Below are 20,929 nucleotides of genomic sequence, written 5' to 3' on the forward strand. Positions count from 1 at the left end.
ATAACCACACCATATCAGAGTCGGAACTCTTCACCCAAGTAGACGCGTTTCACCTGTTCATCTTCCAGGATCGCTTCAGGGGTGCCGTGGGCAATTAAACGCCCCTGGCTGACGATATAGGCACGTTCGCAAACGGCCAGGGTTTCGCGCACGTTATGATCGGTGATTAAGACGCCCAGACCGCTGTCGCGCAGGTGTTCGATAATTTTTTTGATATCGATAACGGAGATGGGATCGACGCCGGCAAACGGCTCATCCAGCAGAATAAACTTCGGGTTGGCCGCCAGCGCGCGGGCAATCTCGACGCGTCGGCGTTCGCCGCCGGAAAGCGACTGGCCCAGGCTGTCGCGCAGATGTTCGATATGGAACTCTTCCATTAGCTCTTTGGCGCGATCCTGGCGCTGTTCCGTAGTGAGATCCTCGCGTACCTGCAGCACCGCCATCAGGTTGTCATAAACGCTCAGCCGACGAAATATCGAGGCTTCCTGCGGCAGATAACCGATGCCGCGGCGCGCGCGCGCGTGCAGCGGTAAAATACTGATGTCTTCATCATCAATCACGATGCGCCCGGCATCGCGCGGCACAATGCCGACCACCATATAAAACGTCGTGGTTTTACCGGCGCCGTTCGGCCCCAGCAGGCCGACGATTTCGCCGGATTTTACCTGAAGGCTGACATCCTCCACCACGCGGCGGCCCTTGTAAGCCTTGGCCAGATTTTCAGCAAGTAGCGTTGCCATACGAATCAGTTACTCTTCTTTTGGCTGTTGGATGAGTTTTTGTCCTGCAGCTGCGAAGGCACCAGCACCGTCGTGACGCGCTTGTTTTCGCCCTGGCCGAACGCCTGCATTTTCTGTTCTTTCACCAGATAGGTAATACGATCGCCTTTAACATTGCTGTCCAGCTGTTCGATATAGGCGTTGCCCGTCAGCTCAACCAGATCCTTCGCCAGCTCATAGTGCATTTTCTGCGCATGGCCTTTGACCGGCTTGCCGTTATCCTGCAGCTGATAAAAGGTAGCGGGATTTCCCCAGGCGTCGACGATGGTTTTTTGGCTGTCGCCGTTGGGGCGCGTAACCACTACTTTATCGGCGGTAATTTTGATCGAACCCTGGGTAACGATCACGTTGCCGGTAAAGGTGGCCACATTACCCTGCAGATCCAGCGCCTGGTTAGCGGAATCAATATTAACGGGCTTGTCGGAATCGCCCGTCAGCGCAAGCGCCGGAGCGCCGGCAGCCAGCAGTGTACTGATAAGCAGCAGTTTAAGGCTGCGATTGTGTATTGATTTCATAATTGGTTTTGACCTTTTCAATCAGCTCGGCCGTTTTCGTCCGTAAATTACCGCGCATCTTCATACCTGTGGAGTTAAAGCTGCGGCCATAAAGCGTTACCTGGTCGTCAGATTGCACGTCCTGCGTCACCAGATTGACCTGCGCATTGTCGGTTTTGATCCGATCAATCTGGGCATCTTTCGTCAGGCTATTGACCTCAACGTGACCGTAAAGATACAGCATGCGGTCTTTAGTCAGTTTGGCTTTATCTGCGCGAACTGACCAGGCAGGTATTTTGTCGTCGTCATAGGTGGTCATCAGCGGATTATCAAACCAGCTGACCTCCTCCGCCGCGAACCAGGTCACTTTATCTGACACCAGTTTATAGCTGAGCGCTCCCAGCGGGTTATAAACTACGGTGCTGGAGTTCGCGCTGGTATAGGTGGGTTCCTGACTGTTGGTCTCTACCGGCGCCCGATCGTTATCATTGCCGGCGAGGTTCCAGCCGATCAATATTATGGCGATTAACGCCAACAGTAACGTTATCCAACGCCTGGTTTTACTCATATCGACAGCCCTTTGGCATCATCAAACTTCTCCTGGGCGATCAAAATCAGATCGCAGACTTCACGTACCGCGCCGCGTCCGCCGGCAATACGGGTGACGTAATTCGCACGTCCCAGCAGCAGCGGATGCGCATCGGCTACCGCCACGCTCAGCCCCACCTGCGCCATCACCGGCCAGTCAATCAGATCGTCGCCGATATAGGCAACCTGATTCGGGCTTAACGACAGTGTATCCAGAAGTTCCCGGAAGGCCAAAAGCTTATCAGACTGCCCCTGGTAAAGATGTGTAATACCCAGCGTCCGGCAGCGATCTTCCAGCAGTTTCGCCTGGCGGCCGGTGATAATGGCTACCTCGATATCAGAGGTTAGCAGACAGCGGATGCCGTAGCCGTCACGGACGTTAAACGCCTTCAGCTCCTCGCCGCTGTTGCCCATATAGATCAGGCCGTCAGACATTACGCCGTCGACGTCGCAGATCAGCAGACGTATCGCCCTGGCGCGTTCGATTACATCAAAACTTACTGCGCCGTAGCAGGTTTCTACGGCGTCCGGTTGTTGCGTCATTCTTATTTCCATCAGGTTATACTACGCCCGCGCGCAGCATGTCATGCATGTGTACTACGCCGATCAGCCGGTCGCCATCGGCAACCATCACCGCGGTAATATGCTTATTTTGCATCAGGTTCAGCGCGTCCACCGCCAGCATACCGGGACGCACGCGCACGCCGCCCGGCGTCATGACGCTGGCGATAGCGGCCTGCTGAAAATCGATTCCCATATCAAATACGCGCCGTAAGTCGCCGTCGGTGAAAACGCCCTGAATCTGCATCTGATCGTCGACGATCGCCGTCATTCCCAGATTTTTTCGCGTAATTTCCAGCAGCGCATCCCGTAATGACGCCTCTTTGGCGACGTGCGGGATCTCGTCGCCGCTGTGCATAATATCACTGACGCGCAGCAGCAGTTTGCGGCCCAGCGCGCCGCCAGGGTGGGAAAGCGCGAAATCTTCGGCGGTAAAGCCGCGCGCCTTAAGCAGCGCCACCGCCAGCGCATCGCCCATCACCAGCGTAGCGGTGGTGCTGGAGGTAGGCGCCAGCCCCAGCGGACAGGCTTCCTGCGGTACTTTAACACAGAGATGGATATCTGCAGCGCGCGCCATATTGCTTTCCGGGCGGCTGGTCAGGCAGATGAGCGCGACCTTCAACCTTTTCAGCACCGGAATCAGCGCCATGATTTCGTTGGATTCGCCGGAATTGGAGATGGCGATAACCACATCCTTTGCCGTGACCATTCCCAGATCGCCGTGGCTGGCTTCCCCTGGGTGTACGAAAAAGGACGGGGTTCCGGTACTGGCGAAGGTGGCCGCCATCTTTTTGCCGATATGCCCCGACTTGCCCATGCCCATCACCACCACTTTTCCCTGGCAGTAAAACATCATTTCACAGGCGCGCGTGAAATCCTCATTAATATACCGATCGAGCTGTTCCAGCCCCTGGCGTTCAATATGAAGCACTTCTTTACCAGCCTGTTGGAAATCAAAGCCGGGTTCAGGCACGAGATGAGACATTGATATTCAGTCCTTTATCCGTTGAGATAGAGAGGTTCCAGGTAGAGTACCGCTATCCAGACAACGAAACCGGCCAGCAAAAAGGCGCCTTTGCTACGCCCGATACGACGGCTACGTTGTAAACAAAAGAGCATAAACAGGGCGCTGACGCCCAGCATAATCCAGTAATCGCGCGCAAAGGCGGCGCTGTCGATCGCGCCGGGCTGGAACAGCGCCGGCAGGCCGGGCACAAGGGCGATATTGTAAATGTTGGAGCCGATAAGATTGCCGATGGCGATATCATCTTCCCCTTTTAATGCGCCCGCAATGACCGTCGCCAGCTCCGGCAGGCTGGTGCCGACGGAAACGATCGTCAGGCCAATTACCAGCTCGCTGACGCCAAGATAATCGGCAATCACCGAAGCGTTATCAATGACCATGCGCGTAGACATCGGCAGAATAATCAGCGCGACCGCCAGCCACAGGAACGCAACGGTATTGCCTGCATCGTCGCGCGGCAGTTCCGCCAGCTGTTCCCGCGTCAGGGTATCGTTGTTATCCTGTTCGGCGCGGCGCGCGATGCGGATAATATACAGCAGGTAAAGCAGGGCGATAGCTACCAGCGCGATGCCGTCGCCGCGGCTTAGCTGGTTATCGACCAGCATGACGCCGCCCAGCAGCGTAACCAGCAGCATCAGCGGCAGCTCGCGCCGCACCAGCCGGGAATGCACCGTCAGGGGATGCAGCAGCGCCGCGCCGCCGAGAATCAGCAAAATATTGGTGATATTCGATCCCATCGCCGTACCGACGGCCATATCCATCTGCCCGCGCGTCGCTGCGGAAAAGGAAACGATCAGTTCAGGCAGCGACGTGCCGATACCGACAATCGTCATGCCGATAATAATCGGCGGAACGCCTAACGAGCGACAAAGGATAGCGGCACTAAACACCAAACGATCGGCACCGTAAACCAGTAAAACTAAACCGATAACTAACAGTGCAGTGGCTAAAAGCATGAAAAATCCTTGGATCGGTTATACTTGTCGGTTTGCCTGGCTCGTCATTTTGCGGGCGTTGCAAAAAGAATGGCGATGATTTTGACCGCCTGCGAGCAAAAAGTAAAACGTATGCCTGTTTTCGCCACGACGGGGCGGTAAGTTTCTGTAAAACTCGCGGCTATCGCAATGAAAGTACGCTTAACATATTTGATCTGAGTCGCCTGAAAGGGATAACAGAGGTTGCAATGCACCAGCCATCCACGAATCTGGTCGAGGTCCACGGCGTTAGCTTTACGCGCGGCGATCGCACTATTTTCGACAATATCTCGTTAACGGTGCCGAAGGGGAAAGTCACCGCCATCATGGGGCCTTCCGGCATCGGTAAAACTACGCTGCTGCGCCTGATTGGCGGACAGCTACAGCCAGATGCCGGTGAGATCTGGTTTGATGGAGAAAATATTCCCACGCTTTCGCGTTCCCGTCTGTATGAGACGCGCAAGCGCATGAGCATGTTATTCCAGTCCGGGGCGCTGTTTACCGATCTTAACGTTTATGAAAATGTCGCCTGGCCGCTGCGCGAGCATACCCGTCTGCCGCCGGCGCTGCTGCACAGCACGGTGATGATGAAGCTGGAAGCGGTCGGGCTGCGCGGCGCGGCGGCGCTGATGCCCTCCGAGCTGTCGGGCGGCATGGCGCGGCGCGCGGCGCTGGCGCGCGCCATTGCGCTGGAGCCGGATCTGATTATGTTCGATGAGCCTTTCGTCGGTCAGGATCCTATTACTATGGGCGTGCTGGTTAAATTGATCGATGAGCTGAATCACGCTTTAGGCATGACCTGTATCGTGGTATCGCATGATGTGCCAGAAGTCTTGAGCATTGCCGATTACGCCTATATTGTTGCCGGACAAAAAGTTATTGCTCAGGGAACGACGCAGGCGCTGCAGGAAAATCCGGATGCGCGCGTACGTCAGTTCATTGACGGCATTGCCGACGGGCCGGTGCCTTTTCGTTATCCGGCCGGCGACTATTTTACCGATCTGATCGGTTCAGGGAGTTAATAAACTGATGTTTTTACATGCTCTGGCATCGCTGGGCCGCCAAGGGATTCGCACCTGCGCCTCGTTCGGCCGCGCAGGACTGATGCTGTTTCATGCGCTGGCGGGGAAGCCGGAATTTCGCAAGCATGCGCCGCTGCTGATTAAACAGCTTTACAGCGTCGGCGTGATGTCGCTGTTGATTATTGTGGTTTCCGGCCTGTTTATCGGCATGGTGCTCGGCCTGCAGGGGTATCTGGTGCTGACCACCTATAGCGCTGAAACCAGCCTCGGAATGCTGGTGGCGCTTTCGCTGCTGCGCGAACTGGGGCCGGTCGTAACCGCGCTGCTGTTTGCCGGGCGGGCAGGATCGGCGCTGACGGCGGAAATCGGACTGATGAAAGCGACGGAGCAGCTTTCCAGTATGGAAATGATGGCGGTAGATCCGCTGCGTCGGGTAATTTCGCCGCGTTTCTGGGCAGGCTTTATCAGTATGCCGCTGCTGACCATGATCTTTACCGCGGTAGGTATCTGGGGCGGCGCGCTGGTAGGCGTAAGCTGGAAGGGGATCGATGCCGGTTTCTTCTGGTCGGCGATGCAGAATGCGGTCGATTTTCGCGTCGATGTGGTTAACTGTCTGATTAAAAGCGCGGTATTCGCCGTCACCGTTACCTGGATCGCCTTATTTAACGGTTATGATGCGATCCCAACTTCTGAAGGGATCAGTCGGGCTACGACGCGCACGGTAGTTCATGCGTCGCTGGCGGTGCTCGGTTTAGATTTTGTGCTAACAGCACTGATGTTTGGGAACTAAAGCAATGCAAACCAAAAAAAGTGAAATTTGGGTCGGCGCTTTTATGCTGCTGGCGCTGGTTGCCATCCTGTTTCTCTGTCTGCGCGTAGCGGATGTGAAATCGCTGGGCACCGAGCCGACATGGAAACTCTACGCGACGTTCGACAATATTGGCGGACTAAAAACCAGCTCGCCGGTAAAAATTGGCGGCGTGGTCATTGGACGCGTAACCGATATCTCGCTGGATGAAAAAAGTCTGTCGCCGCGCGTCACGATGGCGATTGAAGAGAAATATAACCACTTGCCCGATACCAGCTCGCTGGCTATCCGTACCCAGGGGCTGCTTGGAGAGCAGTATCTGTCGCTAAACGTCGGGTTCGACGATCCGGAAATGGGGACGGCGATCCTGAAAGATGGCGATACGCTGCAGGACACTAAATCCGCGCTGGTGCTGGAGGATCTGATCGGTCAGTTCTTGTATAAGAGCGGCGATGGCGGCAACCAGAGCAATCAGCAGGAGCAGGCCGCGCCTGCACAACCCGCTCCGGCCACCCCGGAACAACCTTAAGAGGCTATACGCATGTTTAAACGTTTACTGATGGTCGCGATGCTGGTTATCGCGCCGCTGGCGGCGAACGCGGCAGACCAAAGCAATCCTTACAAGCTGATGAATGAGGCGGCGCAAAAGACCTTTACCCGCCTGAAGAATGAGCAGCCTGCGATTAAGCGGGATCCTAACTACCTGCGTGATATCGTGCGCCAGGAGCTTTTGCCCTACGTGCAGGTGAAATATGCCGGCGCGCTGGTGCTGGGCCGCTACTATCGCGAAGCGACGCCGGAGCAGCGCGACGCCTACTTTAAAGCCTTTGGCGACTATCTGGCGCAGGCCTATGGCCAGGCGCTGGCGCTCTATCATGGTCAGACTTATCAGATCGCGCCGGAACAGCCGCTGGGCGATGCCAGCATTATCGCCATTCGCGTGACCATTATCGATCCTAACGGCCGCCCGCCGGTTCGCCTCGATTTCCAGTGGCGTAAAAACAGCCGTACCGGCAACTGGCAGGCGTATGACATGATCGCTGAAGGGATCAGCATGATCACCACCAAGCAGAACGAGTGGAGCGATACGCTGCGCACCAAAGGCATTGACGGCCTGACGCAGCTGCTGAAAAACTACGCGGCGCAGCCTGTTACGCTGGATCAGAAAAATAATGGCTGATCGGCTGAGCTGGCGCGTTGAGGACGGGACGCTGTTCCTGCAGGGAGAGCTCGATCGGGAAACGCTGCTCGACCTGTGGCAGCAGCGTGAAACCATCATGCGGAATATCGCCGCCATTGATGTAGCCGGCCTGCAACGCGTGGATTCCGCCGGGCTGGCGCTGCTGGTGCACCTGCGGCAGATTGCGCAACAGCAGGGCGCCGCGCCGGTTTTTAGCGGCGTTACGGATAAATTGCATTCGCTGATCGCGCTGTACAATTTACAGCAGATCATTGTTTCTGCTGACGATCCTGCCTGATTAGCGCTAAATCTTTATTAAGCCCCTGGATTCTCAGGGGCTTTTTGCTTATTTAAGATAAATGCGCTTTCAACTACTATGTCAGCCTGTTTATCATCAACCGAATGCAGAAAAATCATGGAAAATAGTGAAATCCAGGCCGTGCTGATGAATGCGCTGCCGTTGCAGGAAGTCCACGTTAGCGGTGACGGCAGCCATTTTCAGGTTATCGCCGTCGGCGCGCTTTTTAGTGAGCTGAGCCGCGTGAAGAAGCAACAAACGGTCTTCGCGCCGCTAATGGAATATATCGCCGATAACCGTATCCATGCGGTTTCGATCAAAACCTACACGCCCGAAGAGTGGGAAAGGGATCGTAAGCTGAACGGTTTTTAAGCTGTTGGCGCGGCATACTGTCCGCGACTCAACGGCCCTTTGAGTTCTGACAACAGAGAGCAGTTGCAATGGATAAATTTCGTGTACAGGGTCCGACCCGGTTGAGTGGTGAAGTTACCATCTCCGGCGCTAAAAATGCCGCGCTGCCGATCCTGTTCGCCGCTTTGCTGGCTGAAGAGCCGGTAGAGATTCAAAATGTCCCGAAGCTGAAGGACATTGATACCACCATGAAGCTGCTGAGCCAGCTGGGGGTGAAAGCAGAGCGCAATGGCTCAGTGCATCTTGATGCCGGCAAGGTCGATGTTTACTGCGCGCCTTATGAACTGGTGAAAACCATGCGCGCCTCTATCTGGGCGCTGGGGCCGCTGGTCGCGCGTTTTGGCCAGGGCCAGGTTTCGCTGCCGGGCGGCTGCGCTATCGGCGCGCGTCCGGTCGATCTGCATATTACCGGTCTGGAGCAGCTGGGAGCGGAAATCAAACTGGAAGAGGGCTACGTTAAAGCTTCCGTCAACGGGCGCCTGAAAGGCGCGCATATCGTGATGGATAAAGTCAGCGTAGGCGCAACGGTAACTATTATGTCGGCGGCTACGCTGGCGACGGGCACCACGGTTATTGAGAATGCCGCGCGGGAGCCGGAAATCGTCGATACCGCAAACTTTCTGAATACGCTTGGCGCCAGGATCAGCGGCGCCGGCGGCGATCGCATCACCATCGAAGGGGTTGAACGGCTGGGCGGCGGCGTTTATCGCGTGCTGCCGGATCGTATTGAAACCGGAACCTTCCTGGTAGCAGCCGCTATCTCCGGCGGCAAGGTTGTCTGCCATAAGACCCAGCCGGATACGCTGGATGCGGTGCTGGCGAAGCTGCGCGAAGCGGGCGCGGAGATCGAGACTGGAGAAGACTGGATCAGCCTTGATATGCACGGTAAGCGTCCGAAAGCGGTAAACGTGCGCACCGCGCCGCATCCAGGATTTCCTACCGATATGCAGGCGCAGTTTACGCTGCTGAACCTGGTAGCGGAAGGCACCGGCGTGATTACGGAAACTATCTTCGAGAACCGCTTTATGCATATCCCGGAGCTAATTCGTATGGGCGCGCATGCTGAGATTGAGAGCAATACCGCCATCTGTCATGGCGTAGAAAAGCTTTCCGGCGCGCAGGTGATGGCGACTGACTTACGCGCTTCGGCCAGCCTGGTGCTGGCGGGCTGCATTGCGGAAGGCACCACCATCGTCGATCGTATCTACCATATCGATCGCGGCTATGAGCATATCGAAGATAAGCTGATTGCCATGGGCGCCAACATTGAGCGCGTAGCCGGTTAACCGAACCGGCGAACTATTAAAAAAGCAGCTCCCGTTAAGCGGGAGCTTTTTTTTTTGCCCCAAGGCCGTCAGGTACGGATGCGGATCAATTTTTTTCGATCGATCAGCCGATTGGTTTTAGGATCGTAATAGCGGCTGGGCCAGATCTCCGCAGGGTGAACGGCAATGGCGTCCGCGATCAGCCACTCGCCTTTGGGCCAGGGGCGATTAAGGGCGTTTGCCAGCGTGGATGAGCTAAGCCCGGCCTGGCGCGAAACGGCTGCCAGAGACGTTCCCTTTTTATGCAGGGCGGCGATAATATCGGCGGGATGCCAGTCGTGTTTCTGAAGCTTGCTTTTATTCATAGCGCATCTCTCCCTATGCGGATTTCGACGATCAACCATGGAGGCGTTAACGGCTATCAGGATGATCTTATTTAAGAAAACGGAGATGTTGTCAAAAAATAGAGTTACCTGTTGAGTTACGGTGTTTTTTTATAGCAAACAGATTCCATAAGTTTCCAGTTATTTTTAATCGATGCTGATAAACTGTGTCTTTCTTCGCAAAATATTAATAACTGCTGCAACAGAAGCGAGGCGCGATCGGACCGATCCGAAGAAATCTGGAAACTACTGGAAAGTACGGGAAGGAAAACAGAGAAGCTAAACCGGGAGCCCGCCTGCGGCAGCGCTCCCGTTGCGCCGGCTATCAGGAGTCGCGCTGGACGGCCATATGCGCAAGCGCCTCAAGCGCGCTGCGCCAGGGGGATTCCGGCAGCGTCTGCAGGGCGGCGATAGCCTTATCCGCTTCCTGCTCGGCGCGGCTGCGCGTCCATGCCAGCGAGCCGCACTGGCGCATGGTTTCCAGCACCGGCTCCAGCAGATGGCGGCCATTGCCCTGCTCGATTGCCTCGCGGATCATCGCCGCCTGCTGCGCGTCGCCGTGGCGCATGGCGTGCAGCAACGGCAGCGTAGGCTTGCCCTCGCTCAGATCGTCGCCGACATTCTTGCCCAGCGTCTGACCATCCGCGCTGTAATCAAGAAGATCGTCAATCAGCTGGAAAGCGGTGCCGATATAGCGGCCATATGCCTGCAATGCCTGCTCTTCAGCCGCCGTCGCGCCGGCAAGAATGCCGGATGACTGCGCCGCCGCTTCAAACAGACGCGCGGTTTTGCTGTAGATAACATGCATATAGCTCTCTTCGGTAATATCCGGATCGTTGCAGTTCATCAGCTGCAGCACTTCGCCTTCGGCGATAACGTTTACCGCCTCCGACATCAGCTCCAGTACGCGCAACGAGCCGAGGCTGGTCATCATCTGAAAGGCGCGCGTATAGATAAAATCGCCGACCAGCACGCTGGCCGCGTTGCCAAAGGCGGCGTTGGCGGTCGCTTTGCCGCGGCGCATATCAGATTCATCCACCACATCGTCATGCAGCAGCGTCGCCGTATGAATAAATTCGATCAGCGCGGCGATAGTGACATGCTGGCTGCCCTCGTAGCCCAGCGCGCGCGCCGCAAGGATGGCGATCATCGGGCGAATACGTTTGCCGCCGCCGCTGATAATGTAGTAACCCAACTGATTGATGAGCGAAACATCTGAATTCAGCTGTGAGAGGATAGTCTCGTTGACGGCCGCCATATCCTGCGCGGTTAATTCATTAATTTGTTCTAAATTCATCAGTCTGTTCAGCTATTGCTCTGTTCAGCGCCATGTTAAGCGACTTTGCCCATGTCTGTGGGATGTAATGTATTACAGATTGTACTTGAAAAACGAGACTCTGGAATCCTGAGTATGGCGCTGCGTTTTTTTTCTGCAATCCTTTGCTATGTCCTCTTGTCAACGCAGGGAATTTTGCGTAGAATTCGCGCCCTATTGTGAATATTTTATCGCGCCGCCTGACAATTGAAGAGGGCATGCGCAGAAGCGGAGTTTTATATGTACGCGGTTTTCCAAAGTGGTGGTAAACAACACCGAGTAAGCGAAGGTCAAACCGTTCGCCTGGAAAAGCTGGACATCGCAACCGGCGAAACAATTGAGTTCGATCAGGTTCTGATGATTGCTAATGGTGACGATGTGACTATCGGCGCACCACTGGTTTCAGGTGGCGTGATCAAAGCAGAAGTTGTTGCTCATGGTCGTGGCGAGAAAATTAAAATCGTTAAGTTTCGTCGTCGTAAACACTACCGTAAGCAGCAAGGCCACCGTCAGTGGTTCACTGATGTGAAAATCACTGGCATCAGCGCCTGAGAGGAGATCTGACAAATGGCACACAAAAAGGCTGGCGGCTCAACACGTAACGGTCGCGACTCTAATGCACAACGCCTGGGCGTAAAACGTTTCGGCGGTGAATCTGTTCTGGCCGGCAATATCATCGTTCGTCAGCGTGGCACCAAATTCCACGCCGGCACTAACGTTGGTCTTGGCCGTGACCACACGCTGTTTGCTACCGTAGACGGCAAAGTGAAATTCGAAGTTAAAGGCCCGAAAAACCGTAAATATGTCAGCATTGTTGCTGAGTAAGGTTATCGCGCTGCAGGTTGATTAAGCCGATCGGCCTGCCAGAGTTTGAAAGCCCCGCAGAGCATTGCGGGGCTTTTTACATTTAGAGCTTGCCTGATTTGCTGTACACTTTATGTACAGCCTTTCCGCAACGGGTCATCGCTTATGGCCTCGGCGGAACAGGCCGCGCCGGCCATGCCGCCGGTTGCCAGGTGAATGATTTACGGAGAAGGTAAATGAAGTTTGTTGATGAAGCGACGATTCTGGTTGTCGCAGGCGATGGCGGCAACGGTTGCGTCAGCTTCCGTCGTGAAAAATATATTCCGAAAGGCGGTCCTGACGGCGGCGACGGCGGCGACGGCGGCGACGTGTATCTGCTGGCGGACGAGAACCTTAACACGCTGATCGACTATCGCTTTGAGAAATCGTTCCGCGCCGAGCGCGGTCAGAACGGCCAGAGCCGTGACTGTACCGGCAAGCGCGGTAAAGATATCGTGATCAAAGTGCCGGTAGGGACGCGCGTTATCGATCAGGGCACCGGCGAAACGCTGGGCGACCTGACGCGTCATGAGCAGAAGCTGATGGTAGCGAAGGGCGGCTGGCACGGGCTGGGCAACACCCGCTTTAAATCATCGGTTAACCGTACGCCGCGCCAGAAAACCATGGGGACGCCGGGCGAGAAGCGCGATCTGCAGCTGGAGCTGATGCTGCTGGCGGATGTCGGGATGCTCGGCTTGCCGAACGCCGGTAAATCGACCTTTATTCGCGCGGTTTCCGCCGCGAAACCCAAAGTAGCCGACTATCCCTTTACGACGCTGGTGCCAAGCCTGGGCGTAGTGCGTATGGATAGCGAGCAGAGCTTCGTGGTAGCCGATATTCCCGGCCTGATCGAAGGGGCAGCGGAAGGCGCAGGCCTGGGTATCCGTTTCCTGAAACATCTGGAACGCTGCCGCGTGCTGTTGCACCTGATCGATCTGGCGCCGATCGATGAATCCGATCCGGTAGAAAACGCCCGCATCATTCTCGGCGAGCTGGAAAAATATAGCGAAAAACTGTTCCATAAGCCGCGCTGGCTGGTGTTTAACAAGATCGATCTGCTGGATAGCGAAGAGGCGGAAGCGCGGGCGAAAGCCATTGCCGAAGCGCTGGGCTGGCAGGATAAATATTATCTCATTTCCGCCGCCAGTCAGACCGGCGTAAACGCGCTGTGCTGGGATGTGATGTCGTTCCTTAACGCCCACCCGAAAGAGGCGGAAGAGGAAGAGAAGAAACCTGAAAAAGCGGAATTCATGTGGGATGACTACCATCGTGAAACGCTGGAACAGGTGGAAGAAGAAGTGGATGAAGATTGGGATGACGACTGGGATGAAGATGACGACGAAGGCGTCGAAATCATCTACCAGCGCTAATACCGCTGCCTGAATAAAAGCCCGGATGATTCCGGGCTTTTTACTGCGCCTTAACGCAGCTTGTCCCACAGCTGCCGCAACCCATCCATCAGGCCGCCGCGCCAGCCGAGCGCATCGTGCCCGCCTTCAAATTCGCGCCAGGCTACCTGGTGTCCCTGCGTCCGCAGCATTGGCAGCCGCCGGCGGTTTGACTGCAACACGATCTTTTTATGCCGCCCGGCCCCAGCCAGAGGCGCTGCGGCTGCGTCGCCCCCACTTTCTGCTTCAGCTGTTCCGCCAGCCGCCCGCCGTTTACGGGACCATGGCGATCCGGCCAGCGATATCACGCCGTTAAAAACGTCGGGCCAGCTAAGCGCTGCGTAATTTTCTGAATAAGCGCCATTTCCGCGCCGGGAATGCACAAACAACCGACAACGCTCTGACTCATTCTTATATCTATGGCGCGGGCGCTAATACCAATAACAAATCGGAACCTGGCTGGTTTCCTGGTTTAAACACGCATTTCTGATCCTATGCCCGCCGCCTTAGCTCAGGCTGGCGGGCAGCCAGCATTGCGCCTGCAAGCCTGAGCGATCGCGGCGATTTATGAGCTGTAGCGTACCGCTATGCAGTTGTACTATACGCAGCACGATATTCAGGCCCAGCCCGCTGCCGCCGTAACGCCGATCGCGGCGATGAAAAGCCTGCGTCAGTTCGCCGGCGCTCTCCTCTTCGATGCCCGGCCCTTCATCCACCACGCGCAGCAGGCTGCCGTCAGCGGCGCCAGCCAGCTCCAGTTGAATCAGAGAATCTTCCGGGCTGTAGCGCGAGGCGTTTTCCAGCAGATTACGCAGCATCAGGCGTAGCAATATCGCATCGCCCTGTACTCTACCGTCCGCCAGCGGCCAGGCAAGGCGCTGGCGCCGCTGTTTCAGCATTTCCTCCATTTCCGCCCGCAGCGGCGTGAAAATATCCTGCTGCCACATCAGAGTTTGATAGTGGCCGCTTGCTAACTCCTGGCCGGCGCGCGACAGCATCAGCAGCTGCTCAATAACGTGCATCAGCTGATCGACGCGACCCACCAGCATCGGCGCCTGCCTGACCTCCTGCTGCGCCATCAGTTCAAGATGCAGCCGCAGGCCCGCCAGCGGGGTGCGCAGCTCATGCGCCGCATCGGCGGTAAACAGCCGCTCCTGCTGAAGCGCCTGATTCAGCCTTGCCAGCAGCTGATTCAGCGCGCGGGTTACCGCCACGATCTCATCCATTTCTGAAAAGGTGGGCAGAGGAGAGAGATTATCAGCGGAGCGTTCCGCCAGGCTTGCCTGCAGCGCGTTAAGCGGACGGATAATCCAGCTGATGGCCCAGAAGGAGAGCACCAGCGTGAAGCCCACCATCACCAGCGAGGGCAGCAGCAGCGAAGCGATCGCTTCGCGGATCTCATTTTCCACGTGCTGATTGCGCGCCTTGGCCGTCAGCGTTTCGTTAACCAAAAAGCTAATCTGCTCGCGACTTTCGTGCCAGAGCCAGATAGCGCTCATCAGCTGACAGGTGAGCAGAATCAGCGCCAGCATCAACAGCAAACGCTGCCGCATGCTGTTCACGGCCGCTCTTCCAGCCGATAGCCGACGCCGCGCACCGTTTTAATACGATCCTTACCCAGCTTGCGCCGCAGATTGTGAATATGCACTTCGAGGGTGTTAGAGCCGTTATCGTCCTGCCAGCTATAGAGATCCTGTTGCAACGTCTCGCGATGCACCGTTTGTCCGATGCGCATCAGCAGACGGGTCAGCAGCGCGAACTCTTTCGGCGTCACCTCTACCGCTTGATTTTCTACCGCTACCTGAAGCGAAGAGAGATTCAGCGCCAGATCGCCATGCTGCAGCAGGTTATCGCTGCGCCCCTGATAACGCCGGATCAGCGCCCGCACGCGCGCCTTTAGTTCCGCAAGGGCGAAAGGCTTCACCAGATAATCATCAGCGCCGGCGTCCAGCCCGCCGACGCGATCCTCCAGCGCATCACGCGCCGTCAGGATCAGCACCGGCAAATCGACGCCCTGCCGTCGCCAGCGGCGCAGCAGCTGCGTGCCGTCCGCATCCGGCAGACCGAGATCGAGCACGATCAGGCTGTATTGTCCGCTTTGCAGCAGCGCCTCCGCCTGCGCGCCTTTGGCCGCACAGTCGGTAACGTAGCCTTCGCCGCCGAGGGCGAGCGCCACGCCTTCCTGCAGCAGCAGATCGTCTTCAACAATCAATATTTTCATCAGGCTCAGTTGTTCTGATAGATATCCTTGTATAACCGGCTTTCAAAGCGCACCAGCGGCACCCGTCGCGTGCGTTTCTCTTCGGGCGGCACCGCATAGCCGGAGAGGAACTGCACAAAGGCGACGCGCTGACCGCTGGCGGTAGTGATGAAGCCCGCCAGGTTATAGACGCCGGAGAGCGAGCCGGTTTTCGCGGACACCTTGCCGTCAACGCCCGCTTCATGCAGCCCGCCGCGATAGCGCAGCGTGCCGTCATAGCCCGCCAGCGGCAGCATTGAGATAAAGTTTAGCTGCCGATCGTTCTGCGCGATATATTGCAACACCTGCATCATGGTTGCCGGCGCGATCAAATCGTGACGCGACAGGCCGGAGCCATCCACCTGAATCGTATTGCCCAGATCGATATTCGCCTTCTGACGCAGCACGCGACGTACGGCGTCAGATCCTGCCCGCCAGGTGCCGGGAACGTTGAAATAGTGACGGCCGATAGTGCGAAAAACCGTGTCGGCAATCATATTGTCCGATTTTTTCAGCATGATTTTCAGCAGATCGCGCAGCGGCGCGGACTGCGTTTCCGCCAGCAGCGCGCCGGGTTCAGTGACGCGCGTCTGGCGCACCAGGTGCCCGCTGTAATCGATCCCGGCATCCTGCAGCATCGTTTTCAGAATAGCGCCGGCCCAGGCCGCGCCATCCTGAATAGCGAAGGCCAGCGGCAGCGGTTCGCTGCGCTGCGTCATACAGCCGGTAAGCGTATAGCGATTTAACTCGCCGGGCACCACGTCCAGCTCGCAGTAAGGCGCGTCCGGCGAGCCTTTTGCCAGGGTGCGCACCTGGCTGAACATGGTCACCGGATAGTAAGAGGCGACGCGGATAAAGGCGTTATCGTTGGCGCGCTCGGCGCTGTAGAGCGAAACGGAAAAACAGTTCTTATCGACGATCGCCGCGGAAGGCGGCGCGCTAAAACACTGCGTATTATCGTTCCACGGCCAGCCCGGCGCCTTATCGTGGCTGGCGAAAACCGAGGTATCCACCACCAGGTTGCCCTGGATATGGGTTATTCCCTGTTTGGTCAGCGCGGCCACCATATTGCGCAGATCCTGGCGGGAAAGCGTCGGATCGCCGCCGAAACGGGCGATAAGATCGCCTTTCAGCGTGCCATTGTCGATTTTGCCCGCGGTTTCCAGCGTGGTGCGAAAACGAAAATCGGGCCCCAGCTCAAGCAGTGCTGCGAGCGCAGTCACTACTTTCATTGTGCTGGCTGGCAAAGCCATTTGTTTACTGTGATAATCGACCAGCGGCGTTGATGAACCCACTTTTTGTGCCATCAGCGCCAGGTTTGCGCCATCCGGTAAGTATTGTGTGTATTCTTCCACAGGTGCTGCATGAGCCTGCAGCATAAACGCACAGGTTAATCCGGTAACAAGTCGTGAAAATCGCATAATCTCGCGGTAACTGACGGGTGAAGCCGTCATACTACGGTGCATCACGGTAGAAAGTAAACGATGACCCACAGGGAACTCTGGGTTAAAATACGTATCAAAATGCAAACCTGAATCCTGACCTGGAGCCTGCTCCGGGTCAGGTTTCTTTTGTTTGCGAATCAGCCGGTAGCGTTGCATAACGCGTCAGGCCGACCACTACAGGTCAGGACGACAACAAGCAAACAGGACCGATGACGAGGTATTGAAATGAATCAGATTCCGATGACGTTAAGGGGCGCGGAAAAGCTGCGTGAAGAACTCGAAGAGCTGAAGACCGTCAGACGCCCCCGAATTATTGCCGCGATAGCGGAAGCGCGTGAGCATGGCGATCTGAAAGAGAATGCCGAGTATCATGCCGCACGCGAAGAACAGGGCTTCTGTGAAGGGCGTATTCAGGAGATCGAAGCCAAACTCTCTAATGCGCAGGTGATTGACGTCACCAAAATGCCGAACAACGGCCGTGTGATCTTCGGCGCGACAGTATCCGTACTGAATCTTGATAGCGAAGAAGAGTCGACCTGGCGTATCGTTGGCGATGACGAAGCGGATTATAAACAGAATCTTATTTCGGTGAACTCGCCGATGGCGCGCGGGTTGATCGGCAAAGAGGCGGACGACGTGGTGGTGATTAAAACCCCCGGCGGCGACGTAGAGTATGAAATTCTGAAAGTAGAATATCTTTAAATCTCTGCTGCGCTAAACGCCGCATAAATGTAAAGAAAGGAAAAAGGCCGCGCTGCGGCCTTTTATCCAGTGCAGGAGCATGGCAACTTCTCCCGGCGAAGAAAACGCTGACGCGATTAACGTGGTAGAGAGATTTTGCGTTCTTCTGACGGGCGATACAGCACCAGCGTTTTGCCGATCACCTGCACGTTACAGGCTCCCGTTTCACGAACAATAGCTTCCACCACCAGGTTTTTGGTTTCCCGGTCTTCGGTAGCAATCTTCACCTTGATCAGTTCGTGATGCGCAAGCGCCTGCTCGATTTCGGCCAGCACGCCTTCGGTCAGGCCGCTGTTGCCCAGCATTACCACCGGTTTCAGCGGGTGCGCCAGGCCTTTCAGGTGCTGTTTTTGTTTGGTACTCAGATTCATCGTATATTTTTACTTACATTGGGATTGAAAACGGTACATTCTACCGCCATCTCTGGTATATCACCAAACACGGCGTCGCTCTGTTTGGTTATTTATCGCTACGATGAAGAATAGTTGGAAAAAGTATGACAGGTAAAAAGCGTTCGGCCAGTTCCAGCCGCTGGCTTCAGGAACACTTTAGCGATAAATATGTGCAGCAGGCACAGAAAAAAGGGTTGCGTTCACGCGCCTGGTTTAAACTTGATGAGATCCAGCAGGGCGATAAGCTGTTCAGGCCCGGCATGACCGTCGTTGACCTTGGCGCCGCCCCTGGCGGCTGGTCGCAATATGTCGCTACCCAGATTGGCTCAAAGGGCCGTATTATTGCCTGTGACATTTTGCCAATGGATCCTATCGTTGGCGTCGATTTCCTTCAGGGCGATTTTCGTGAAGAATCGGTAATCAAAGCGTTGATGGAGCGCGTCGGAGAAGAGAAGGTTCAGGTGGTCATGTCCGACATGGCGCCTAACATGAGCGGCACGCCCGCCGTGGATATTCCCCGGTCAATGTATTTGGTTGAACTGGCGTTGGATATGTGTCGCGACATACTGGCACCTGGCGGCAGCTTTGTAGTGAAAGTATTTCAGGGAGATGGCTTCGATGAATACCTGCGGGAAATTCGCTCCCTGTTTACGAAGGTGAAAATTCGTAAGCCGGACGCTTCGCGATCACGTTCACGCGAAGTGTACATTGTAGCGACAGGGCGCAAACTATAGTACCCTACGCTGTCTGTTAACACAGTTGTAATATGAGGTTAATCCCTTGAGTGACATGGCGAAAAACCTGATTCTCTGGTTAGTCATCGCGGTCGTGCTGATGTCTGTCTTCCAGAGCTTTGGGCCCAGCGAGTCGAGTGGCCGTAGGGTTGATTATTCAACCTTCCTGTCGGAAGTGAATCAGGATCAGGTCCGCGAGGCACGTATTAACGGGCGTGAAATCAACGTTATTAAGAAAGACAGTAATAAGTATACGACCTACATTCCCGTCAACGATCCCAAGTTGCTCGATAACCTGTTGACTAAAAATGTGAAAGTCGTTGGCGAACCGCCGGAAGAGCCGAGCCTGCTGGCTTCTATCTTCATCTCCTGGTTCCCGATGCTGCTGTTGATCGGCGTCTGGATTTTCTTTATGCGTCAAATGCAGGGCGGCGGCGGCAAGGGCGCGATGTCCTTCGGTAAAAGCAAAGCCCGCATGCTGACGGAAGACCAAATTAAAACTACTTTTGCTGATGTTGCAGGCTGCGACGAAGCGAAAGAGGAAGTGGGCGAGCTGGTGGAATACCTGCGTGAGCCAAGCCGCTTCCAGAAGCTGGGCGGTAAAATTCCGAAAGGCGTGCTGATGGTGGGCCCGCCGGGTACTGGTAAAACGCTGCTGGCAAAAGCGATCGCCGGCGAAGCGAAAGTACCGTTCTTTACCATTTCCGGCTCTGACTTCGTGGAAATGTTCGTCGGCGTCGGCGCCTCGCGCGTGCGTGATATGTTCGAGCAGGCGAAGAAAGCGGCGCCCTGCATCATCTTTATCGATGAGATCGATGCGGTAGGACGTCAGCGCGGCGCAGGTTTAGGCGGCGGTCACGACGAACGTGAGCAGACGCTGAACCAGATGCTGGTTGAGATGGATGGTTTTGAGGGCAACGAAGGCATCATCGTCATTGCCGCAACCAACCGTCCTGACGTGCTTGACCCGGCGCTGCTGCGTCCAGGCCGTTTTGACCGTCAGGTTGTGGTCGGCCTGCCGGACGTGCGCGGCCGTGAGCAAATTCTGAAAGTGCATATGCGCCGCGTGCCGCTGGCTACCGATATTGATGCCGCGATCATTGCTCGTGGTACGCCGGGCTTCTCCGGCGCCGATCTGGCTAACCTGGTGAACGAAGCGGCGCTGTTTGCCGCCCGCGGCAACAAGCGCGTGGTTTCCATGGTTGAGTTTGAAAAAGCGAAAGACAAAATCATGATGGGTGCGGAACGTCGCTCCATGGTGATGACGGAAGCGCAGAAAGAGTCCACCGCCTATCACGAAGCGGGCCATGCGATTATTGGGCGTCTGGTGCCGGAGCACGATCCGGTGCATAAGGTCACCATTATTCCGCGCGGGCGCGCGCTGGGCGTAACTTTCTTCCTGCCTGAAGGCGACGCGATCAGCGCCAGCCGTCAGAAGCTGGAAAGCCAGATCTCAACGCTGTACGGCGGTCGTCTGGCCGAAGAGATCATTTACGGGCCGGAGCACGTTTCTACCGGCGCCTCTAACGACATCAAAGTGGCGACCAATCTGGCGCGTAACATGGTGACGCAGTGGGGCTTCTCCGAGAAGCTGGGTCCGTTGCTGTACGCGGAAGAAGAGGGTGAAGTGTTCCTCGGCCGTTCCGTAGCGAAAGCCAAGCATATGTCTGATGAGACGGCACGTATTATTGACCAGGAAGTGAAGCAGCTGATTGATACCAACTATCAGCGTGCGCGCCGTATCCTGAACGATAATATGGATATCCTGCATGCGATGAAAGACGCGCTGATGAAGTATGAAACCATCGACGCGCCGCAAATCGATGACCTGATGGCGCGTCGTGAAGTGCGTCCGCCGGCGGGTTGGGAAGATCCGGGCGCCGGTTCTGGTTCCGACAGCAACGGTTCGCCGAAGGCGCCGCGTCCGGTTGATGAACCCCGTACGCCGAACCCAGGCAACACCATGTCCGAGCAGTTTAACAAGTAAACGTGCGCGGCAGAGAAAAACCCCGGCTGGTCCGGGGTTTTTTACATGCGGAAAATGA

General features: G+C 56.0%; 25 protein-coding genes. 13 read left to right on the plus strand and 12 right to left on the minus strand.

The genetic code is table 11. From position 1 onward, the window contains the following. Nucleotides 1–14: 14 nt before the first annotated feature. The 6 genes from lptB to FKM52_RS03280 are packed head-to-tail and all read right to left on the minus strand — an operon-like array spanning nt 15 to nt 4,402. Nucleotides 15–740 carry an LPS export ABC transporter ATP-binding protein gene (lptB, locus tag FKM52_RS03255; protein WP_141174771.1) on the minus strand — a complete coding sequence of 242 codons (726 nt, stop codon included), beginning with the start codon at nt 738–740 and terminating at the stop codon, nt 15–17. Nucleotides 741–745: 5 nt separating this feature from the next. Further along, complete coding sequence (lptA, locus tag FKM52_RS03260; RefSeq protein WP_141174772.1) at nt 746–1,294, minus strand: lipopolysaccharide ABC transporter substrate-binding protein LptA; 549 nt, start codon at nt 1,292–1,294, stop codon at nt 746–748. After that, nucleotides 1,266–1,841, minus strand: a complete 576-nt coding sequence (gene lptC / locus FKM52_RS03265; protein WP_141174773.1) for an LPS export ABC transporter periplasmic protein LptC — start codon at nt 1,839–1,841, stop codon at nt 1,266–1,268. Before lptC ends, lptA begins: the two co-directional genes overlap by 29 nt. Beyond that, nucleotides 1,838–2,404: a 3-deoxy-manno-octulosonate-8-phosphatase KdsC gene (gene kdsC, locus FKM52_RS03270; protein ID WP_141174774.1), complete on the minus strand. Its 567-nt coding sequence runs from the start codon at nt 2,402–2,404 to the stop codon at nt 1,838–1,840. Before kdsC ends, lptC begins: the two co-directional genes overlap by 4 nt. 16 nt (nt 2,405–2,420) lie before the next feature. Then, nucleotides 2,421–3,407 (minus strand): arabinose-5-phosphate isomerase KdsD, encoded by a 987-nt coding sequence (kdsD, locus tag FKM52_RS03275; protein ID WP_141174775.1) that lies wholly within the window; start codon nt 3,405–3,407, stop codon nt 2,421–2,423. Nucleotides 3,408–3,421: 14 nt separating this feature from the next. Next, on the minus strand, nt 3,422–4,402 hold the full coding sequence (locus tag FKM52_RS03280) for a calcium/sodium antiporter (protein ID WP_141174776.1): 981 nt from the start codon (nt 4,400–4,402) through the stop codon (nt 3,422–3,424). Nucleotides 4,403–4,629: 227 nt separating this feature from the next. Between FKM52_RS03280 and mlaF the strand changes: the two genes are divergently transcribed. The 7 genes from mlaF (at nt 4,630) to murA (ending at nt 9,425) form a co-directional block, all read left to right on the plus strand. Next, nucleotides 4,630–5,442: a phospholipid ABC transporter ATP-binding protein MlaF gene (mlaF, locus tag FKM52_RS03285; protein ID WP_141174777.1), complete on the plus strand. Its 813-nt coding sequence runs from the start codon at nt 4,630–4,632 to the stop codon at nt 5,440–5,442. Between the two features lie 7 nt (nt 5,443–5,449). Next, nucleotides 5,450–6,232 carry a lipid asymmetry maintenance ABC transporter permease subunit MlaE gene (gene mlaE, locus FKM52_RS03290; protein WP_141174778.1) on the plus strand — a complete coding sequence of 261 codons (783 nt, stop codon included), beginning with the start codon at nt 5,450–5,452 and terminating at the stop codon, nt 6,230–6,232. A 4-nt stretch (nt 6,233–6,236) separates the two neighbouring features. Continuing rightward, nucleotides 6,237–6,779: an outer membrane lipid asymmetry maintenance protein MlaD gene (mlaD, locus tag FKM52_RS03295; RefSeq protein ID WP_141174779.1), complete on the plus strand. Its 543-nt coding sequence runs from the start codon at nt 6,237–6,239 to the stop codon at nt 6,777–6,779. Nucleotides 6,780–6,791: 12 nt separating this feature from the next. Next, nucleotides 6,792–7,430, plus strand: a complete 639-nt coding sequence (gene mlaC / locus FKM52_RS03300; protein WP_141174780.1) for a phospholipid-binding protein MlaC — start codon at nt 6,792–6,794, stop codon at nt 7,428–7,430. Next, entirely contained in the window at nt 7,423–7,728 is a 306-nt protein-coding gene (gene mlaB / locus FKM52_RS03305) for a lipid asymmetry maintenance protein MlaB (RefSeq protein ID WP_141174781.1), read from the plus strand. The genes mlaC and mlaB overlap by 8 nt, the downstream gene beginning before the upstream one ends. A 117-nt stretch (nt 7,729–7,845) precedes the next feature. Then, nucleotides 7,846–8,100, plus strand: a complete 255-nt coding sequence (ibaG, locus tag FKM52_RS03310; RefSeq protein ID WP_141174782.1) for a BolA family iron metabolism protein IbaG — start codon at nt 7,846–7,848, stop codon at nt 8,098–8,100. A 68-nt stretch (nt 8,101–8,168) separates the two neighbouring features. Next, the gene (gene murA / locus FKM52_RS03315; RefSeq protein ID WP_141174783.1) at nt 8,169–9,425 is read left to right on the plus strand and encodes a UDP-N-acetylglucosamine 1-carboxyvinyltransferase; all 1,257 of its coding nucleotides are present in this window, start codon (nt 8,169–8,171) and stop codon (nt 9,423–9,425) included. Nucleotides 9,426–9,493: 68 nt separating this feature from the next. Here murA and FKM52_RS03320 read toward each other — a convergent pair whose 3' ends face one another. Continuing rightward, a complete protein-coding gene (locus FKM52_RS03320) occupies nt 9,494–9,769 on the minus strand; it encodes a helix-turn-helix domain-containing protein (RefSeq protein ID WP_141174784.1) in 276 nt (91 codons plus the stop codon). A gap of 343 nt (nt 9,770–10,112) precedes the next feature. Further along, nucleotides 10,113–11,084: an octaprenyl diphosphate synthase gene (gene ispB, locus FKM52_RS03325; RefSeq protein WP_141174785.1), complete on the minus strand. Its 972-nt coding sequence runs from the start codon at nt 11,082–11,084 to the stop codon at nt 10,113–10,115. Between the two features lie 258 nt (nt 11,085–11,342). Between ispB and rplU the strand changes: the two genes are divergently transcribed. The 3 genes from rplU (at nt 11,343) to cgtA (ending at nt 13,315) form a co-directional block, all read left to right on the plus strand. After that, the gene (gene rplU, locus FKM52_RS03330) at nt 11,343–11,654 is read left to right on the plus strand and encodes a 50S ribosomal protein L21 (protein WP_141174786.1); all 312 of its coding nucleotides are present in this window, start codon (nt 11,343–11,345) and stop codon (nt 11,652–11,654) included. Nucleotides 11,655–11,669: 15 nt separating this feature from the next. Beyond that, the gene (gene rpmA, locus FKM52_RS03335; RefSeq protein ID WP_141174787.1) at nt 11,670–11,927 is read left to right on the plus strand and encodes a 50S ribosomal protein L27; all 258 of its coding nucleotides are present in this window, start codon (nt 11,670–11,672) and stop codon (nt 11,925–11,927) included. Nucleotides 11,928–12,142: 215 nt separating this feature from the next. Next, nucleotides 12,143–13,315, plus strand: a complete 1,173-nt coding sequence (gene cgtA / locus FKM52_RS03340) for an Obg family GTPase CgtA (RefSeq protein WP_141174788.1) — start codon at nt 12,143–12,145, stop codon at nt 13,313–13,315. 524 nt (nt 13,316–13,839) lie between these two features. On the opposite strand, the gene pmrB is transcribed toward cgtA, so the two are convergent. From pmrB to dacB, 3 genes are read right to left on the minus strand one after another with little or no spacing between them, the layout of a single operon-like run. Further along, nucleotides 13,840–14,895 (minus strand): two-component system sensor histidine kinase PmrB, encoded by a 1,056-nt coding sequence (gene pmrB / locus FKM52_RS03345; RefSeq protein WP_141174789.1) that lies wholly within the window; start codon nt 14,893–14,895, stop codon nt 13,840–13,842. Further along, entirely contained in the window at nt 14,892–15,554 is a 663-nt protein-coding gene (gene pmrA / locus FKM52_RS03350; protein WP_141174790.1) for a two-component system response regulator PmrA, read from the minus strand. The genes pmrB and pmrA overlap by 4 nt, the downstream gene beginning before the upstream one ends. Before the next feature lie 5 nt (nt 15,555–15,559). Then, entirely contained in the window at nt 15,560–16,993 is a 1,434-nt protein-coding gene (gene dacB, locus FKM52_RS03355) for a serine-type D-Ala-D-Ala carboxypeptidase (protein WP_141175196.1), read from the minus strand. Nucleotides 16,994–17,242: 249 nt separating this feature from the next. Here dacB and greA point away from each other — a divergent pair, with 249 nt between their 5' ends. Continuing rightward, on the plus strand, nt 17,243–17,719 hold the full coding sequence (gene greA / locus FKM52_RS03360) for a transcription elongation factor GreA (protein WP_141174791.1): 477 nt from the start codon (nt 17,243–17,245) through the stop codon (nt 17,717–17,719). 116 nt (nt 17,720–17,835) lie between these two features. Here greA and yhbY read toward each other — a convergent pair whose 3' ends face one another. Then, nucleotides 17,836–18,129, minus strand: coding sequence for a ribosome assembly RNA-binding protein YhbY (yhbY, locus tag FKM52_RS03365; RefSeq protein WP_141174792.1), 294 nt, complete (start codon nt 18,127–18,129; stop codon nt 17,836–17,838). Nucleotides 18,130–18,254: 125 nt separating this feature from the next. Here yhbY and rlmE point away from each other — a divergent pair, with 125 nt between their 5' ends. Together rlmE and ftsH are read left to right on the plus strand one after the other, a co-directional pair. After that, entirely contained in the window at nt 18,255–18,884 is a 630-nt protein-coding gene (gene rlmE, locus FKM52_RS03370; protein ID WP_141174793.1) for a 23S rRNA (uridine(2552)-2'-O)-methyltransferase RlmE, read from the plus strand. 55 nt (nt 18,885–18,939) lie between these two features. Then, nucleotides 18,940–20,871, plus strand: coding sequence for an ATP-dependent zinc metalloprotease FtsH (gene ftsH / locus FKM52_RS03375; protein WP_141174794.1), 1,932 nt, complete (start codon nt 18,940–18,942; stop codon nt 20,869–20,871). Nucleotides 20,872–20,929 lie beyond the last annotated feature (58 nt).

The sequence above is a fragment of the Mixta tenebrionis genome (genome assembly GCF_006517625.1).
Lineage (GTDB): Bacteria > Pseudomonadota > Gammaproteobacteria > Enterobacterales > Enterobacteriaceae > Mixta > Mixta tenebrionis.

Bases quoted from the DNA above. Each gene is read 5' to 3' on its own strand.
- rpmA (WP_141174787.1), top strand. From the start codon at position 11,670: ATGGCACACAAAAAGGCTGGCGGCTCAACACGTAACGGTCGCGACTCT.
- ibaG (WP_141174782.1), top strand. From the start codon at position 7,846: ATGGAAAATAGTGAAATCCAGGCCGTGCTGATGAATGCGCTGCCGTTG.
- mlaD (WP_141174779.1), top strand. From the start codon at position 6,237: ATGCAAACCAAAAAAAGTGAAATTTGGGTCGGCGCTTTTATGCTGCTG.
- mlaF (WP_141174777.1), top strand. From the start codon at position 4,630: ATGCACCAGCCATCCACGAATCTGGTCGAGGTCCACGGCGTTAGCTTT.
- pmrA (WP_141174790.1), bottom strand. From the start codon at position 15,554: ATGAAAATATTGATTGTTGAAGACGATCTGCTGCTGCAGGAAGGCGTG.
- FKM52_RS03320 (WP_141174784.1), bottom strand. From the start codon at position 9,769: ATGAATAAAAGCAAGCTTCAGAAACACGACTGGCATCCCGCCGATATT.
- mlaB (WP_141174781.1), top strand. From the start codon at position 7,423: ATGGCTGATCGGCTGAGCTGGCGCGTTGAGGACGGGACGCTGTTCCTG.
- lptA (WP_141174772.1), bottom strand. From the start codon at position 1,294: ATGAAATCAATACACAATCGCAGCCTTAAACTGCTGCTTATCAGTACA.
- greA (WP_141174791.1), top strand. From the start codon at position 17,243: ATGAATCAGATTCCGATGACGTTAAGGGGCGCGGAAAAGCTGCGTGAA.
- ftsH (WP_141174794.1), top strand. From the start codon at position 18,940: ATGGCGAAAAACCTGATTCTCTGGTTAGTCATCGCGGTCGTGCTGATG.
- murA (WP_141174783.1), top strand. From the start codon at position 8,169: ATGGATAAATTTCGTGTACAGGGTCCGACCCGGTTGAGTGGTGAAGTT.
- kdsD (WP_141174775.1), bottom strand. From the start codon at position 3,407: ATGTCTCATCTCGTGCCTGAACCCGGCTTTGATTTCCAACAGGCTGGT.
- cgtA (WP_141174788.1), top strand. From the start codon at position 12,143: ATGAAGTTTGTTGATGAAGCGACGATTCTGGTTGTCGCAGGCGATGGC.
- kdsC (WP_141174774.1), bottom strand. From the start codon at position 2,404: ATGACGCAACAACCGGACGCCGTAGAAACCTGCTACGGCGCAGTAAGT.
- lptC (WP_141174773.1), bottom strand. From the start codon at position 1,841: ATGAGTAAAACCAGGCGTTGGATAACGTTACTGTTGGCGTTAATCGCC.
- rlmE (WP_141174793.1), top strand. From the start codon at position 18,255: ATGACAGGTAAAAAGCGTTCGGCCAGTTCCAGCCGCTGGCTTCAGGAA.
- lptB (WP_141174771.1), bottom strand. From the start codon at position 740: ATGGCAACGCTACTTGCTGAAAATCTGGCCAAGGCTTACAAGGGCCGC.
- mlaE (WP_141174778.1), top strand. From the start codon at position 5,450: ATGTTTTTACATGCTCTGGCATCGCTGGGCCGCCAAGGGATTCGCACC.
- ispB (WP_141174785.1), bottom strand. From the start codon at position 11,084: ATGAATTTAGAACAAATTAATGAATTAACCGCGCAGGATATGGCGGCC.
- FKM52_RS03280 (WP_141174776.1), bottom strand. From the start codon at position 4,402: ATGCTTTTAGCCACTGCACTGTTAGTTATCGGTTTAGTTTTACTGGTT.
- rplU (WP_141174786.1), top strand. From the start codon at position 11,343: ATGTACGCGGTTTTCCAAAGTGGTGGTAAACAACACCGAGTAAGCGAA.
- yhbY (WP_141174792.1), bottom strand. From the start codon at position 18,129: ATGAATCTGAGTACCAAACAAAAACAGCACCTGAAAGGCCTGGCGCAC.
- mlaC (WP_141174780.1), top strand. From the start codon at position 6,792: ATGTTTAAACGTTTACTGATGGTCGCGATGCTGGTTATCGCGCCGCTG.
- dacB (WP_141175196.1), bottom strand. From the start codon at position 16,993: ATGCGATTTTCACGACTTGTTACCGGATTAACCTGTGCGTTTATGCTG.